At 48.5% G+C, this 14657-nt stretch carries 14 protein-coding genes; 13 read left to right on the forward strand and 1 reads right to left on the reverse strand.

Going from position 1 to position 14657, the window contains the following annotated elements:
• Positions 1-68 precede the first annotated feature (68 nt).
• The 12 genes from JYB87_RS02680 to JYB87_RS02735 all read left to right on the forward strand — a co-directional run bounded on the left by JYB87_RS02680 (position 69) and on the right by JYB87_RS02735 (position 12957).
• Positions 69-575, forward strand: a complete 507-nt coding sequence (locus JYB87_RS02680; protein WP_207355375.1) for a hypothetical protein — start codon at positions 69-71, stop codon at positions 573-575.
• A 211-nt stretch (positions 576-786) separates the two neighbouring features.
• On the forward strand, positions 787-945 hold the full coding sequence (locus JYB87_RS02685; protein WP_207355376.1) for a hypothetical protein: 159 nt from the start codon (positions 787-789) through the stop codon (positions 943-945).
• Positions 935-1531, forward strand: coding sequence for a Fic/DOC family protein (locus JYB87_RS02690; RefSeq protein ID WP_207355377.1), 597 nt, complete (start codon positions 935-937; stop codon positions 1529-1531). Before JYB87_RS02685 ends, JYB87_RS02690 begins: the two co-directional genes overlap by 11 nt.
• 502 nt (positions 1532-2033) lie before the next feature.
• A complete protein-coding gene (locus tag JYB87_RS02695; protein WP_207355378.1) occupies positions 2034-5243 on the forward strand; it encodes a TonB-dependent receptor domain-containing protein in 3210 nt (1069 codons plus the stop codon).
• A 60-nt stretch (positions 5244-5303) separates the two neighbouring features.
• Positions 5304-7211, forward strand: a complete 1908-nt coding sequence (locus JYB87_RS02700) for an alpha/beta hydrolase family protein (protein ID WP_207355379.1) — start codon at positions 5304-5306, stop codon at positions 7209-7211.
• 307 nt (positions 7212-7518) lie between these two features.
• Positions 7519-8484, forward strand: coding sequence for a Fe-S cluster assembly protein NifU (gene nifU / locus JYB87_RS02705; protein WP_207355380.1), 966 nt, complete (start codon positions 7519-7521; stop codon positions 8482-8484).
• Entirely contained in the window at positions 8474-9712 is a 1239-nt protein-coding gene (gene nifS / locus JYB87_RS02710) for a cysteine desulfurase NifS (protein WP_207355381.1), read from the forward strand. The genes nifU and nifS overlap by 11 nt, the downstream gene beginning before the upstream one ends.
• Positions 9713-9742: 30 nt before the next feature.
• Complete coding sequence (gene nifV, locus JYB87_RS02715; protein WP_207355382.1) at positions 9743-10954, forward strand: homocitrate synthase; 1212 nt, start codon at positions 9743-9745, stop codon at positions 10952-10954.
• Positions 10941-11216 (forward strand): nitrogenase-stabilizing/protective protein NifW, encoded by a 276-nt coding sequence (locus JYB87_RS02720; RefSeq protein ID WP_207355383.1) that lies wholly within the window; start codon positions 10941-10943, stop codon positions 11214-11216. The genes nifV and JYB87_RS02720 overlap by 14 nt, the downstream gene beginning before the upstream one ends.
• Before the next feature lie 26 nt (positions 11217-11242).
• Positions 11243-11734, forward strand: coding sequence for a nitrogen fixation protein NifZ (locus JYB87_RS02725; RefSeq protein ID WP_207355384.1), 492 nt, complete (start codon positions 11243-11245; stop codon positions 11732-11734).
• Positions 11707-12540 carry a peptidylprolyl isomerase gene (locus JYB87_RS02730; protein ID WP_207355385.1) on the forward strand — a complete coding sequence of 278 codons (834 nt, stop codon included), beginning with the start codon at positions 11707-11709 and terminating at the stop codon, positions 12538-12540. The genes JYB87_RS02725 and JYB87_RS02730 overlap by 28 nt, the downstream gene beginning before the upstream one ends.
• Before the next feature lie 93 nt (positions 12541-12633).
• Complete coding sequence (locus tag JYB87_RS02735; RefSeq protein WP_207355386.1) at positions 12634-12957, forward strand: hypothetical protein; 324 nt, start codon at positions 12634-12636, stop codon at positions 12955-12957.
• Between the two features lie 41 nt (positions 12958-12998).
• Here the strand turns inward: JYB87_RS02735 and JYB87_RS02740 are convergent, their stop codons facing one another.
• Complete coding sequence (locus tag JYB87_RS02740) at positions 12999-13490, reverse strand: hypothetical protein (protein ID WP_207355387.1); 492 nt, start codon at positions 13488-13490, stop codon at positions 12999-13001.
• A 200-nt stretch (positions 13491-13690) separates the two neighbouring features.
• Between JYB87_RS02740 and JYB87_RS02745 the strand changes: the two genes are divergently transcribed.
• Positions 13691-14632: a ketopantoate reductase family protein gene (locus JYB87_RS02745; RefSeq protein ID WP_207355388.1), complete on the forward strand. Its 942-nt coding sequence runs from the start codon at positions 13691-13693 to the stop codon at positions 14630-14632.
• The last annotated feature ends 25 nt before the right edge of the window (positions 14633-14657 follow it).

The following is a 14657-nucleotide window of genomic DNA, read 5'->3' on the forward strand; positions in this document are numbered from 1 at the left end:
ATGGCATTGTATGGGTTGGCCGTTTAAACGGTAGAGGATTAGGGGTTACCGAACTAAGGGCGAGCTATATGCCATGTTGCCACAGTGTTTGTGCCGTGGGGGCACAAATTCACTCATTTATGGGCAATTTCTATGTTCTAAAGCCAATTGGGGTTGGCGTTGGGGGATATATGGTATTAGGTAAAGTTCTGGTTGCAGTTTCACCATTAGTTTTAGCAATGGCGCTTACCGGTTGTGGTAACCAAGTACAAAGTAAATTCTCAGCAGTGGATATCTGCAGAGCCAGTATGGCAACTGCGTTGCAACAAGATATTAATACAATTGATGTGGTCGATAAGAGCGGTAAATTGGTTTATGTGTCTTACACCAATCGTGACGATTGGAGTCGTGATATCTATCGTTGCAAATTGGAAGGTAACCACGTGTTGTGGGCACCTAACAAGGGCGAGTGGCAAAATCAAAACGCTGGCCAAATCTCATTTGCGGCTAATTTCAACGAGCTGACCATTACTGAAAATAGAAAAGAAGGCGAACTGAGTAATCACTACAAATTGTCAGAACTGCGTGGTTCGTAAGCGTAATGGTGTGATGATGCATCGACGGTAGTAAATACCTCGCAGCAACCACATCAACGCAATGTCATCAAAAGGTGTGCCTTAATCGGCGCACCTTTTGTTTTACTGCTTGCTCAATTTGCTTGCGACTTTTACTCCGCATCAGCTTCCCGCCGTCAGGTGACAAATTGGCGTTATTTTGCGTATAATTTAAGCTGTTTCGGGAGGGTATATGACATCGACCGCTATGGCACGAAAAGCTGAAAACAAGCCAAAATTTAAGCCAAAGATGGAAAATTATAAAACCAGTCTTGGTTATGAAGGATTAGCGCTAAAGAACACCGATGAAAATCTTTCCATCGAGGAGCTGAAGCGGAAATATGCAAGATAAGTACGGCGTGACTCAGGACAAATATTGTTACCCTGGTACAGATGTACTGATCAACCTGCTGCATATTCGCAATGCTGAGCGTTTGGCTGAAGCTGAAGCTGCATTCAGTGCCGAGCGCTATCGTTGCTACGATGCGCCCGCGCTCACCATCCATGATTTTACCTTCCATCATCTACGCGAACTGCATCGTTATCTGTTTCAAGATATCTATCTGTGGGCGGGCGAGATCCGCGACGTTGATATCGCCAAAGGCAGTACCCGTTTTTGTCACTGTGACCGCATCTTGCCAGAAGCTGAAAAGCTGTTCGCGCAGATCTCGTCACTTGCCACCTTAAGTTACTCATCTACCTTGTTTGAAGCGGTGGCGGATATCTACTGCGAGATCAATCTATTGCATCCATTTCGTGAAGGGAATGGCCGTGCGCAGCGGTTCTTTTTCGAAGAGATGTTGTTTTGTTTAGGCTTTGATGTGCACTGGCCGCACATCAGCAAAACGCAATGGGTTGAAGCTAATATCGCTGGTGTCCATCTGGATCTCGGCCCTTTGATTGAGATTTTTGAGCAAAGTATTACGCCGCTGAAATAACCCCATTAGGGCGCTGTATTATCTGCCTACACCCCAATCTCTTTTCTTCGCTGTTGCAGCTGTTTTTCTATCGGATCAGGCTGCGGCTAAACCTGTCATTGTGGCCACTAATCTTTACGGTTTTTGTACTTTTTGTAACAAAACTTATGCTGACAAACCGCATTTTATTGGTGGCCAAATCTTGAACGGATTTTGACCAATCCTATGCGAAGTTTGTTCTATTTTTGGTTTAATTAAAGATACTTAATTTATTGTAAAGAATGATTATTATCTAAATACATGTTCAATTACTGAAATATTGTTTCCGATTATTGAATAATTCAATGCTGTTTTAGCAGAAAATGAATAATGTGATTTTATTGTTTCAAATGTAACTTTGTGGCTTATACCTGTTAACAAAAAAGTCCTGCGATGTTAGCTTAACCAAGTATCTGTTCTTATTTGCGCTGTTGGAATGGAACAAAAATAAGATAATTCAAAAAGATATGGGATGGAGAATGATATGTTTAGGACAAGCATGCTTTCGACGGCAATTCGATATTCGTTGCTGATAGGATGTGTGGGGGGATTTCACGCATATGCTAACGATGCTGCAGAAGTGGAGAAAACTGCAGTTACAGAAAGTGCTCAAGCTTCTACAACGACTTTAGAGGAAGAAGAAGCGGTAGAGCGCATCATTGTTACTGGTAGCCGTATTCGTAAAGCCGAGTTTTCTGAAGCTTCACCAGTACAAGTTATTGATGGCGATGTTTCTCGTGAACTTGGTATGTTTGATGCCGCCTCAATGCTACAAAGCTCAACTCAAATCGCCGGTGTGCAGATTGATAACACCTTCGGCGGTTACGTTACTGATAACGGCCCAGGTGCTTCAACCATTGGTTTCCGTGGTTTGGGCGCGGAACGTACCTTGGTGATGATCAACGGTCGCCGCATGGCACCTGCCGGTATCGGTGGTGCACCTACCTCACCAGACTTGAACATGATCCCTGGGGTGATGATTCAACGTATCGAAAACCTGTTTGACGGTGCGTCTACAGTCTATGGTTCTGATGCGGTAGCCGGTGTTGCCAACGTTATTTTGAAAAAAGACGTGGAAGGTTTTGATATCACTGCGTCTCGTTCACAGCCTAAAGGTGATGGTGGTGAAGAGACAGTGTTATCAGCCATGTGGGGCACCACATTTGATAACGGCTTTGTGACTGTTGGTGCTGAATACAACGATCAGAAAGCGATCTCTCGTGGCGGTAATGACTTTACCCGTGGTTGTGAAGAGCGTATTTGGGAAACTGAAGATGGTCGCCGTATCATCCGTGCCAGCGGTTATGGCCCTACTGCCCGTGGTGACGTAGATACTTGTGATATTTTCCCGCTGACCAACCGTGTTCAATTCGACAACTTCTTCGGTAGCCTCTACTCAACCCCAGGTTATAGCAACGTGGGTGTACCAGGCTTCTCTGAAAGTAACGTGTCAAACATCTACGCTGGCTATATGCCAACCTGGATCATGGCAGACTCTAACGGCGACGGTATTCCTGATGCTGTAATCGTTGATGGTAACGGTGATGGTTATACAGACGTTGATCTGCAAGATCCGCTATATGCCTATCAGAAGTCTGACTATTACAAGTCTGGTGACTACCGTTCACGCAATAAGCGTTATTCGGTAATGTTAAACGGGGAATACAATTTCCAAGATGATAACAACACCACGCTTTACTACGAAGGCTTATACGCTAAGCGTAAGTCTCCATCGTTTGATCCTGGTGCGCAGATCTTTGAATGGGTACCTGATACCAACCCGTTCAACCCTTGTGGTGTGAATGGCATCAACTGTATGGCCGCTGCGGGCACCGATTGGGGTCCTGTATGGGCGCGTCCTATCATTAACATTCGTGGTGACCGTGACAGCGCAGATATTGAGTTAAGCCAATACCGTGCAGTGGCAGGTGTTACTGGTGATTTGCATGCGTTGGAAAACATCGGCCTGCAAAACTGGTATTACGATACTTATGTGTCTTACAGTGCCTCTAAAGGTACTAACAACATGATGGGTATCAGCGAAGAACGTCTGGTGAACTCCCTGAATACCACAGTGATGAATCCAGATGGTTCGATTACCTGTGGCGATGGTACTGACGGCTGTGTGCCAGTGAACTTGTTCTCTGAAAACATCTATCAACCAGGTGGTGGTACTCTGACTCAGGCAGAATATGACTACCTGATGGTTGAACGTAAGATGGAAACCAAGGTAAATCAAGCGATTATCAACGGTTACGTTGGGGGTGATCTGTTCCATCTGCCATGGAACAATGAGCCAGTATCTTCAATCTTTGGTATTGAATGGCGTCGTGATGAGATTGAAACCAATGCCAACGATGTTGCGTCTGAAGGTCTGCTGTGGGGTTGGTTTGCTGATGCGGGTGCGGATGGCGCACGTATTTTGCGTGAAGCCTTCACCGAAGTTGATTTGCCGTTGATTAAGGGCAAACCAGGTATTGAAGAACTGACCTTTACTGCGTCTGGTCGTGTATCAAAAGAAACCTACTACAGCACCGCCAAAACCTACAGCCTGAAAGGGGTGTATCGCCCAGTAGATTGGTTAACCTTACGTGGTACTAAAGGTACTTCTTATCGTGCACCAAACTTACGTGAGCACTTCTTGAATGGCCAAAGTGGTTTCAGCACGCTGACTGACCCTTGTGTCGTTCCAGCAGATGCGCGTGTGACTGACCCACTGAATCCTAATGTGCCAGCAACTTATGATCCATCGTTGGACGAACGTGATCCAGTTACCTTGCAACGTTGTTTGGCCTCAGGTGTTGACCCAACCACCCTTGGTTTGGGCCAAAATGGTGAACAAGAGTTTACTAACTCTTACAGCACTGAAGTGACCAGTGGTGGTAGTGAAGAGTTGGATCCTGAAACCTCAGTTGCGAAGACTTGGGGGATCATTTTCGAACAACCATTTACCGATGCATTTGAGTTAACCTTGTCTGCTACTCGCTTCAATATCGAAGTGACCAACAGTATCGCTGAACCAAGTGCTGGGTATAGCATCAACCAATGTTACTCTGCTGACGGTAACGCTGCATTCTGTGACCGTTTAAGTCGTGGTGATGATGGTCGATTCGGCTTTATTGACTCAAGCTTTATCAACATCGGTCTGATTACCTCTAAAGGCTTCGACTTCAACCTGTACTACAAGCAAGATGTGGTCGTATTTGATAACAGCCTTGAAATTGGTTTGGACGTGACTGCAACACGTATGACAGAAGCGGTATACGACGTGTTAGGTACTGTGGACGATAACGTGGGCGAACCAGACTATCCAGAATGGCGTGGCAAAGCGTTGCTGAGCTTACGCTACAGTGATTTCTTCATGAACTGGCAAGCAATCTATATCGCCGCTGGTGAAGAAGATGATCTGGGTGACTTCGAAGAAGACACCATTGGTTGTACAGGTTTGTATAACGATGACGGCAGTCCACTGTTATGTCGTCCAGTGGGTTACACCGAAGACTATTGGACTCACAACTTGTCTTTGGGTTACGAGTGGGACAACTACACAGTTAACTTAGGTGTCAGAAACGTGTTTAACGACAAGCCACCAAAAGTTGACCCAGATGGTTCTTGGTCAAATACTAACATCCCATTGGGTGTTGGTTATGCAACACCAAGAACAGTGTTCCTGAACCTGAATGCTAAGTTCTAACTTCAACTAGTAGTGAATTTAAATGGCCCTAACTAGGGCCATTTTATTAAGGAAGATTGAATGAACGGCTATTTGAAATTTGTAGTGATGATTACCTTGGCTATCGGCTTGTCGCTGAACGCGACGGCTGCCGAAAGCAAATTTGATGAAGTTGATGCGTTTTCTGTGTTGCCTTTTATCCGCTCAGTGGCGGTTTCACCCGATGGCAAACACCTTTCTGTGATTCGCTCTACCTCGAAAAACGGCGATTATATTATTGAAATTTATGACGCTAATGATTTGAAAAAGTCTCCCGTGACCTTGGGAGCTAACAAAATGTTAGTGTCGAGTGTTGTCTGGCTTAACAACGAGCGTATTGCGGTTAACTTTCGCCAGATCCTCGAAGATAGAGCCCATAAGTATTGGGTGAGTAAGTTTGCGATTACCAGTATTGACGGTAAAAGCGATTGGTTAGTGCCTTTCAGTAAAGCAACTCGAGGCGGCTTTCAGCTGTTGAACACTCTCCCCGAAGATGATGACAATATTTTAGTCTTTGGTGATGCCAATAATAACTACGTACCGGATGTGATTAAGCTGAATGTGAATACCGGTAGCACCGCGATTTTGGTGCGTGGTTCAGACAAGATTAATGGCGGTTTTATTGCCGATTACAAAGGCGATATTCGTGTCGGCCAGGGCTGGAATTTAGCTAACAACAGTATTGATATCTATGTGCGTAAATCAGGTAGCGATGATTGGCAGCTGCTAAAAGAGGTATCTGCTAAAAGCCGTGAAAACTATGAAGTGGTTGGTTTTAATAAGAGTAACCTGAATCAGCTTTATGTATTGATGAATCACGGCGAGGATACCACTGGGCTTTATCTGTACGATATTGACAAAGGCAGCTATTCAGAACGTTTATACGGCCTGCAAGGGGTTGATATTGATGCGGTAAGCTTTAATAAACAGCACGAACTTGCGAGTTTTACCTATACCGAAAAACAACCGGTGCAGTATTTCATCGATCCGAAAGAGGAAGCACTTAATAATCAACTTTATCCGCTGTTTCCAAAGCAATTTGTTAGCATTATCAGCCGCAGTGATGCAGAAGATCAGTTTGTCGTTCGGGTGATGTCGGATAAAAATCCTGGCGAATTTTATCTGCTGAACAGCAAAGGGCAGTTGCAAAAAGTTGGTCCTAGCCGCCCATTGTTGACTGAAGATCAGCTGGCATCGGTAAAATACATTTCTTATAGCGCGCGCGATGGGAAGAAAATTCGCGCCTATGTCACTATGCCCACCACAGGTAAAGCACCATATCCAACGGTGGTATTACCGCACGGTGGCCCATGGGCTCGTGATGTGGTGATTTTTGACGAATGGTCACAATTGCTCGCACATCATGGCTACTTAGTCATTCAACCAAACTTCCGTGGCTCAACTGGTTATGGCTTAGATTTTTGGATGGCAGGTGACAAAAATTGGGGGCTTAAAATGCAAGATGACCTTGATGATGCTGCGCAATTTTTGGTAAGCAAGAACTTGGCAGACCCGAAAAAGCTCGCCATGTTTGGTTGGAGCTATGGTGGCTATGCGGCGTTTGTCTCCGCTATGCGGGAAAACAACATTTATCAGTGTTCCATTGCCGGTGCTGGAGTCAGTGACTTAAATCGGATCAACGCCACACTCAACGACAACCGTTATCTCAGCATCTTGCAAGAACCGACCATTAAAGGTGTTTCACCGGTCGAAAAGGTGAAAGACGTGAATGTGCCGATTATGGTGATCCATGGTGATATCGATAGCCGCGTACCGATTGAACACAGTCACGCGTTTGTGAATAAGCTGAAGGAGTTCAACAAGGATTATAAATATGTTGAGCTCAAAGATGCGGACCATTTCTCCGATACCCTGTTCTATGACAACAAGGTAATGCTGTACCAAAGTATTTTGGACTGGCTGGATAATAAATGCGGTTTGCGTAACTAAGTAAACTAGGTTCACTCCCCTTACTAGCGCTTGTCCTGTTTGCGACAAGCGCTATATCAACAAAATTGTCAGCTTTGGTACAAATTGCTGACAAGCATGACACAGCGCTCAATTTCGTGATTGGCATAGGCCAAAAACTTTGATTAATCTCGCAATTATTCAACCAGTTATCAAAATGTAAACGAATTGTGGCGGCTGGTGCGCCATTTGCACTAACTCCTAAACCAATGACACATGGGTATGGCTTTTACGCGACAAATGCCAAGCCTGATACCAAGCACCGTCACACAGGTTAGGGAGTGAATATATGTGGGATTATTCAGAGAAAGTTAAGCAGCATTTCTTCAACCCGAAGAACGCCAAATTGGTCAGCAACGCCAACGCACGTGGCGATGTCGGCTCTATCAGTTGTGGTGATGCACTCAGCCTGAGCCTCAAAGTTAACCCTGACACTGAAATTATTGAAGACGCAGGTTTTCAAACCTTTGGCTGTGGCAGTGCCATTGCCTCCTCATCGGCATTGACCGAAATCATCATCGGCAAAACCTTAGACGATGCCCTCAAAGTCACCAACCAAGAGATTGCCGATTATCTTGATGGTCTTCCGCCGGAAAAAATGCATTGCTCGGTAATGGGCATGGAAGCCTTGCATGCCGCGGTGGCCAACTATCGTGGTGAAGTGTTGGACGATGACCACGAAGAGGGCGAGCTGATCTGTAAATGTTTCGCCATTGACGATTTGATGATCAAGCGCGTCGTAAAAGCCAATGGCCTGCAAACCTTAGAAGAGGTGATTAACTACACCAAAGCTGGTGGGGCATGTACCTCTTGCCATGAAAAAATCGAGTGGGTGCTGGATGAAACATTAGAGGAAATGGCCGAAGCGGGCATTGATGTGGCGGCCGTTGCCAAAGCCAACAGCAAAGTGGCTGCTACGCCAAAAATTGCGGCTGTCAGCAAAATTCAGCCCATTGCGGTAGCCGCGACTGACGATGCAGCCCTTGCTGAGCGCAAAGCGATTATCGAAAAGGTCATCGAGCAGGTGCGTCCTGCGGTACGTGCCGATGGCGGCGATATTCATCTGGTGGATATTGAAGATCATCTGGTGTTTGTCAGCATGTCGGGCAACTGCTCCGGCTGCGGTCTCTCAGGGCTAACCCTCGCTAACTTAGAAATCAAAATTTCCGATGCACTGGGCGAAACCGTCACGGTATTCCCGCTGCAACCAAGCAGTGAAGAAAGCGAGCAAAAGGAGGCCACTTATGATCTATGAAAACATCCATGCTGAGGCGTTGCCGAAGACGGTTTATCTGGATAACAACGCCACCACCCGCATCGACCCTAAAGTGCTGGAAACCATGTTGCCGTTTTTAAGCGATTTCTATGGTAATCCATCGTCAATTCATCAGCTTGGCGCGACGGTTGGCCATGCGATGGCAAAGGCGCGCGAACAAGTGCAGCTGTTGATGGGCGCTGAACATGCGTCTGAAGTGGTATTCACCTCCTGCGCTACCGAGGCCACCGCAACTGCGATTATGTCGGCGGTAGAAGCACTGCCAGAGCGTAAAGAGATCATCACCTCAGTGGTGGAGCATCCTGCTACGTTGCAACTGTGTCAGCATCTCGAACGCAAGGGCTACAAGATCCACTGGATCGGTGTTGATGGCAAAGGCCGCTTAGATATAGACGCCTTTCGGGCGGCGCTGAGCGACCAAGTCGCTGTCGTATCAATCATGTGGGCTAACAATGAAACTGGCACGCTGTTTCCTGTCGAGATGTTGGCCAAGTTGGCTAAATCTGTGGGCGCGCAGATGCATGTGGATGCGGTGCAAGTGGCCGGTAAATATCCGATTAATGCGCAACATACCGAGATCGATATGATGTCGATTTCTGGGCATAAATTTCACGCGCCGAAGGGCATCGGTGCCCTGTATCTGCGACGTGGCACGCGGTTTCGACCATTGCTGCGTGGCGGCCATCAAGAACGCGGGCGTCGCGCCGGTACTGAAAACGCGGCATCCATTATCGGCCTTGGCATGGCGGCAGAGATTGCTTATCACAGCATGGCGGCAGAAACGGCACGTCAATCAATGATGCGTGATCGCCTCGAACAAGGCTTGTTAGCACGGATCCCAAGCTGTTTTGTGACCGGCAATCCGCAGCAACGGGTGGCCAACACCACCAATATCGCCTTTGAATATATCGAAGGCGAGGCTTTGCTGCTGATGCTCAATCAAGTGGGCATCGCCTGTTCCTCCGGCTCCGCCTGTACCTCGGGCTCGCTCGAACCTTCTCACGTGATGAAAGCGATGAATATTCCGTTCACTGCAGCGCATGGCACTTTGCGTTTCTCGTTGTCGCGTTTTACCACTGATGACGATATTGATGCAGTGTTGCAGGAACTACCGGCCATTGTGGCTAGGCTGCGGATGTTGTCGCCTTACTGGGATAACGAATCCAACAGAGGATCAACCGAGATGTTCGCGCCGGCTTACGCCTAAGCGAATATCCGCGGAGGAGGCGCTAACACAATGAACAAGCTACCTTTTGTGCGCGTTAACGACACCACGCTGCGGGATGGCGAACAAACCCCAGGCGTGGCGTTTACCACCGATGAAAAAGTGCAACTGGCGCTGTTGATGCAGGCGGCTGGAGTGCCCGAATTAGAAATTGGCATTCCGGCGATGGGCGCGCAGGAACAACACACCATCGCCGCGATTACTGCCGCGCTTAAATCTGCGCACGCCGCAGCCGCCGCAACCTCGGCGCTGGCGCACTCACGCAGCGAAACCATGGCGTGGTGCCGCATGACCGAGTTTGATATCAGTCAGGCGCTGCACCTCGGTTTAGATTGGGTCGACCTGTCGACGCCTGTGTCACGGCAGCAGATTGGCAGCAAACTGAACAGTACCCCAGAGCAGGTGTTGGCGCGTACCGATCGCTTCGTCAAACAGGCGCTCGATTTCGGCTTTAAGGTCTGTGTCGGGATGGAGGATGCCTCCCGCTCCGAAATGGACTTATTGCTGTCGGTCGCCGAAGTCGCTGAACGCGCTGGTGCCAGCCGAGTACGATTTGCCGATACTTTGGGCATTCTCGACCCATTTAAAACCCAGCAGATGATTGGCCAATTGCGGCGCCATACCGATCTTGAGATCGAGATGCATGCTCACAACGATCTTGGGCTGGCAACCGCCAATACGCTGGCGGCAATTGATGCCGGCGCGACCTCGATTAACACCACCGCCAACGGGCTTGGTGAGCGCGCAGGCAATGCGCCGCTCGAAGAAGTGGTGGTTGCGCTCAGTGTGCTCAACAAAGCGGAAACTGGCATCGACTTACGGCAACTGCCAGCACTGTGCCAATACGCATTGCAAGCCTCTGGGCGGCAAGTGTCGCTGCAAAAAGCGATTGTGGGTGCCGGAGTGTTTACCCATGAGTCAGGCATTCACATCGACGGTTTACTCAAAGATATCAATAACTATCAGGGTTTTTCGCCAGCATTAGTGGGGCGTGAACACACGTTGGTGCTGGGTAAACACTCAGGCGTTAATGCGATCAGCACTGTCTATCGCGCACTTGGTATTGAGCTCGATGAGCAGCAATGTCAGCGATTGCGGCTCACGTTGCGACAGTGGTCAGAAACTCACAAATGTAGCCCCGATGAAGTCGCATTGCGCGCGTTAGCGCAGTCGGTGGCCATTCTTGGCGCAAGTCCAGTAGGAGAAGAATATGGAAGCAACTGATACCGATGTATTGCCAGAACATCTGCAATCGGCAGAGGATTTTCTCGACTTTTTCAAAGTGAAATATGACCCGGAAGTGGTCAAAACCAAGCGAGTGCAACTGCTGCGCTTGTATCACGGCGTGTTAGAACGTTACGACCCACCGTTGACCATGGAGCACTATCGCAAAGCGGTGCGGATTGCCTACGGCAGCATCAAGCTCGGGCAAGAGTTGGCTTTTGCTGATATGGGCTGCGGTACTTGTAGCGGTTGCGATGTGTAAGTCGCGCCAACAACGGAGAGCACACGATGGAAGATGGCGTTCGATTTGCCGCTGGCGCTGAAGTGCGTGTGGTGCGCAATGTGCGTAACGATGGCACCTTTTACGGGGTAGCTAAAGGCGAGTTGATTGTTGCCGAAGGCGATGTTGGCGTGGTGCGCAAGCATGGCTGGTTTCTGCAAGAGCAGGTGATTTATGAGGTGTTCTTTCCAGAAACTGGGCAACTGGTGGGCTTACGCGATGTTGAAGTGATCGATGCCGCGCTCCCTTTTGTGCCGTGCCGTTTTCGCATGCTTGATTACGCCCGTTTGACCCTGTCGCTGGCCAGTCAAGGTGAACTGTTAGCCCGTAAAGGCGATCGGGTGCAAGTCACCTGGATCGATCGCGATCTCGCCAGCGGTGAACTCAGTTTTACCGTAAAAATAGCCAACACCGAAGTGCAAGTGCCTGCTCGGGCGCTGGAAGATGTACCAGCAGAAGAAGAGGGGAGTCGATGGAGACGCAAAAGCGCCGCTATTTGATGGCAAAAGCTGCCACTGAGATGTTTAAACTCAATCCTGAGTACTTAAGTATGGATCAACGCCAGCAGGTTGAGTTGCAAGTTGAACGCTTGCTGCAGCTGCAACGTGCCATTATCAATAGCCCTGAGGCGGCTGGCGTTACCGTGTCGCCGGAGCAACTTAGCCAAGCGTGGGATAGCTGTTTAGCCCAGTTTGACTGTGAAACCAGCTTTGTTGAGTCACTGGAAAAACAAGGGCTTGATCGTGATGGGCTGCGCTCAGCAATATACGATGAACTGCTGTGTGAACTGGTGATGGAGCGCGTCAGTGTTGATATTCCGCCGTTGGCCATCGAGCAAGCGCGCCGCTATTACGACAGTCATCGGCAGGAGTTTGCGCGTGATGCCATTTGGCAGATGAGCCAAATTCTGATCACGGTGAATAACGACTATCCCGAGAATCATCGCAAAGCGGTATTAAAGCGTATCTGTCAGGTTCGGCATCTTGGCCAGCGGCAAGACTTCGCTCAGTTGGCGCTGCAGTATTCTGAGTGCCCGAGTGCACTCGAACGTGGCTTTCTTGGGTGGTGTGAGCAAAGCAAACTGTTTCCTGAAATCGCCGCTGTATTGCCAACATTAGCGGTAGAGCAACTCAGTGAACCGATTGAAACCGAGCTGGGGTTTCATATCGTGCGTTGGCATCAATATAAACCGGCCAAAAATGCCAGTTTCGAACAGGCATTGCCGATTTTACAGCAGCGCCATGATGAGCGAGCGCGTAAGTATCTGCAAAAACAGTGGCTGAATCGATTACTGGCGTATCAATAACTGCTTAGCCTTGGTATCAAATAGCACTCATGCTAGTCTTCGACTCTTTGCAAAAAGTCAGTGTCGACGCTGGCTCGCGTGGGAGTTTAGAGGTTGAAGTATTGGGCTGAAGCACCCTTGTGGTACCTCGTGTTGTTAGGCTTAGTGATTCCACTCGGGTTGCCGATTGGACTCAATCAGTTCGCGGTGGATTATTGGCTATCTGTTGCCATTACCGCGTTACCTATGTTGATTTATCTTGGCTTGATGCTGAGTTATCGCCCCAACAAGCACAATCGCGTGTTGGCATGGCTAGATGATCCTTTTAATCAAGGGGTGAATAAGCAGAAGGCAGGCCTAGGCGTAGCTATAGCGATTACCGTTGGTTTGGCGGCGCAGACTTTGTCGTTAATCGCGGTATTGATTTGGCTAGGCTAATCAAACATGGTTGCAGTGGCCTGAGATACTGTCGCCGTCATTCACATTTTGGCTGGCTGTAGCTGCCCGATAAATTTGGTATTGAGTCGAATTACGTTATAGGAAGCGCCGCTTCTTCTCGCGGTTAATTTCATGGGTATCTGGGTTTGGCGAATATCGGTATCTGCGCCAAAGAGCGATTGCTCATCTTGCCATTGAGCGCCCGAAGCAAATTTGATGTGGTAATCACCGACCGGCAGGCTTACTACCTTCAGACTGCCGCGTTTCACAAATACCACTGCGATTTTTTCGTCTGAGTCAGCATCTAGAAAGTGGAGCAAGTAATCTTGATTTGACTGTTGCGAATCTAAGGTGACTTGGACCAACTTCAATTCATTCTCGATTTGAACATCCGTCGTAACGAGCTGGTCAGCAGGGTATTGCGCGTTGTTTGTTGGCAGCAATAACCACGCAGTAACAGCGGCAATAACCACACAGGTCAGTAGTGCGACCACGAGCGTTTTGCTGAGGGAACCGAAAAGAAATTTACTCATGAGATCGCTTAAACCTAGTTGTGCTGGGTGCCCGGTTAAAGCGTCCTCTGCCGATAGAACAATTCCTTTGCGACATCTGTATCAATACTAAAGTCTAGGTCATTCACCGGCATGAGGAAAGCCTAGCTAGGCAGCGCTTAGGTTTATCTCACTGAAAATAGTGATATGGTGAGTCAGGTCATCATGCAAGGAGCTGAATAATGAGATTTGTGGTACTAGGTGCGGGCGGCATTGGTTGTTATTACGCTGCGCGGTTACTGGCGGCGGGGCATCAAGCGCTGCTGGTGGCGCGTGGTGAACACCTCACCGCGTTGCAGCAACAAGGGCTCACGCTAAAACATCCGCAGTTTTCATTTAATGAAGCGGTTGCGGCGACCGATGTGATTGGCCTAATGCGCGATTATTCCGCCTCAGATTTTGATTGGCTGTTGCTGGCGGCCAAAAGCAGTGCCACTGAACCACTCATGTTACAACTGGCCGACTGGTTAAACGCCAATCCTGAGTTACTCATCTTGTCATTGCAAAATGGGGTGGATAACGAAGCCCATATAGCGTCAGTGGTGGGGCAGGAACGCACGGTTGGCGGCTTAGCGGTAAAAATTGGAGCTCATATCATCGCTCCGGGTAACGTTGAAGCCACTGGGGTGGCACAGGTTGATTTCGGTGCTTGGCCGAACCAGCAGCAAAACCCCACGCTGCAATCACGCTTAATGGCGCTCGCTGAAGTTTTTACTCATGCCCAAATTCCCAACACGGTTTACGACAATGTGAGTTATGCCTTGTGGCGTAAGTTGGTGATTAACAATGCTGTGAACCCGCTGACGGCATTGACCTTACTTAACACGCGCGAACTCACCCAACACTCAGTATTTACCCACACAGTGAAAACCATGATGCAGGAAACCGGACGCGCGGCCAATGCCGAAGGTGTGCACTTAACTGAAGCTGACATCGAAGAGATGTATCAGTTGATTTGTGGCTTTGATGCGATAAAAACCTCAATGCTGGTGGACCGTCTAAAAGGCCGCACCATGGAGATTGATGATATTTGTGGCCCAGTGATCCGCGGTTGTATTAAGGCCGGCAAACCTGCGACGACGACAGAATTAATCGCGGCGTTGTTGCGTAATGCGGTGCAGTAAGCCATAGCCATAGCCGTGGCCGAAG

Origin of the sequence: Shewanella avicenniae, assembly GCF_017354945.1 — a bacterium.
In the GTDB taxonomy this organism is placed as follows: Bacteria; Pseudomonadota; Gammaproteobacteria; order Enterobacterales; family Shewanellaceae; genus Shewanella; species Shewanella avicenniae.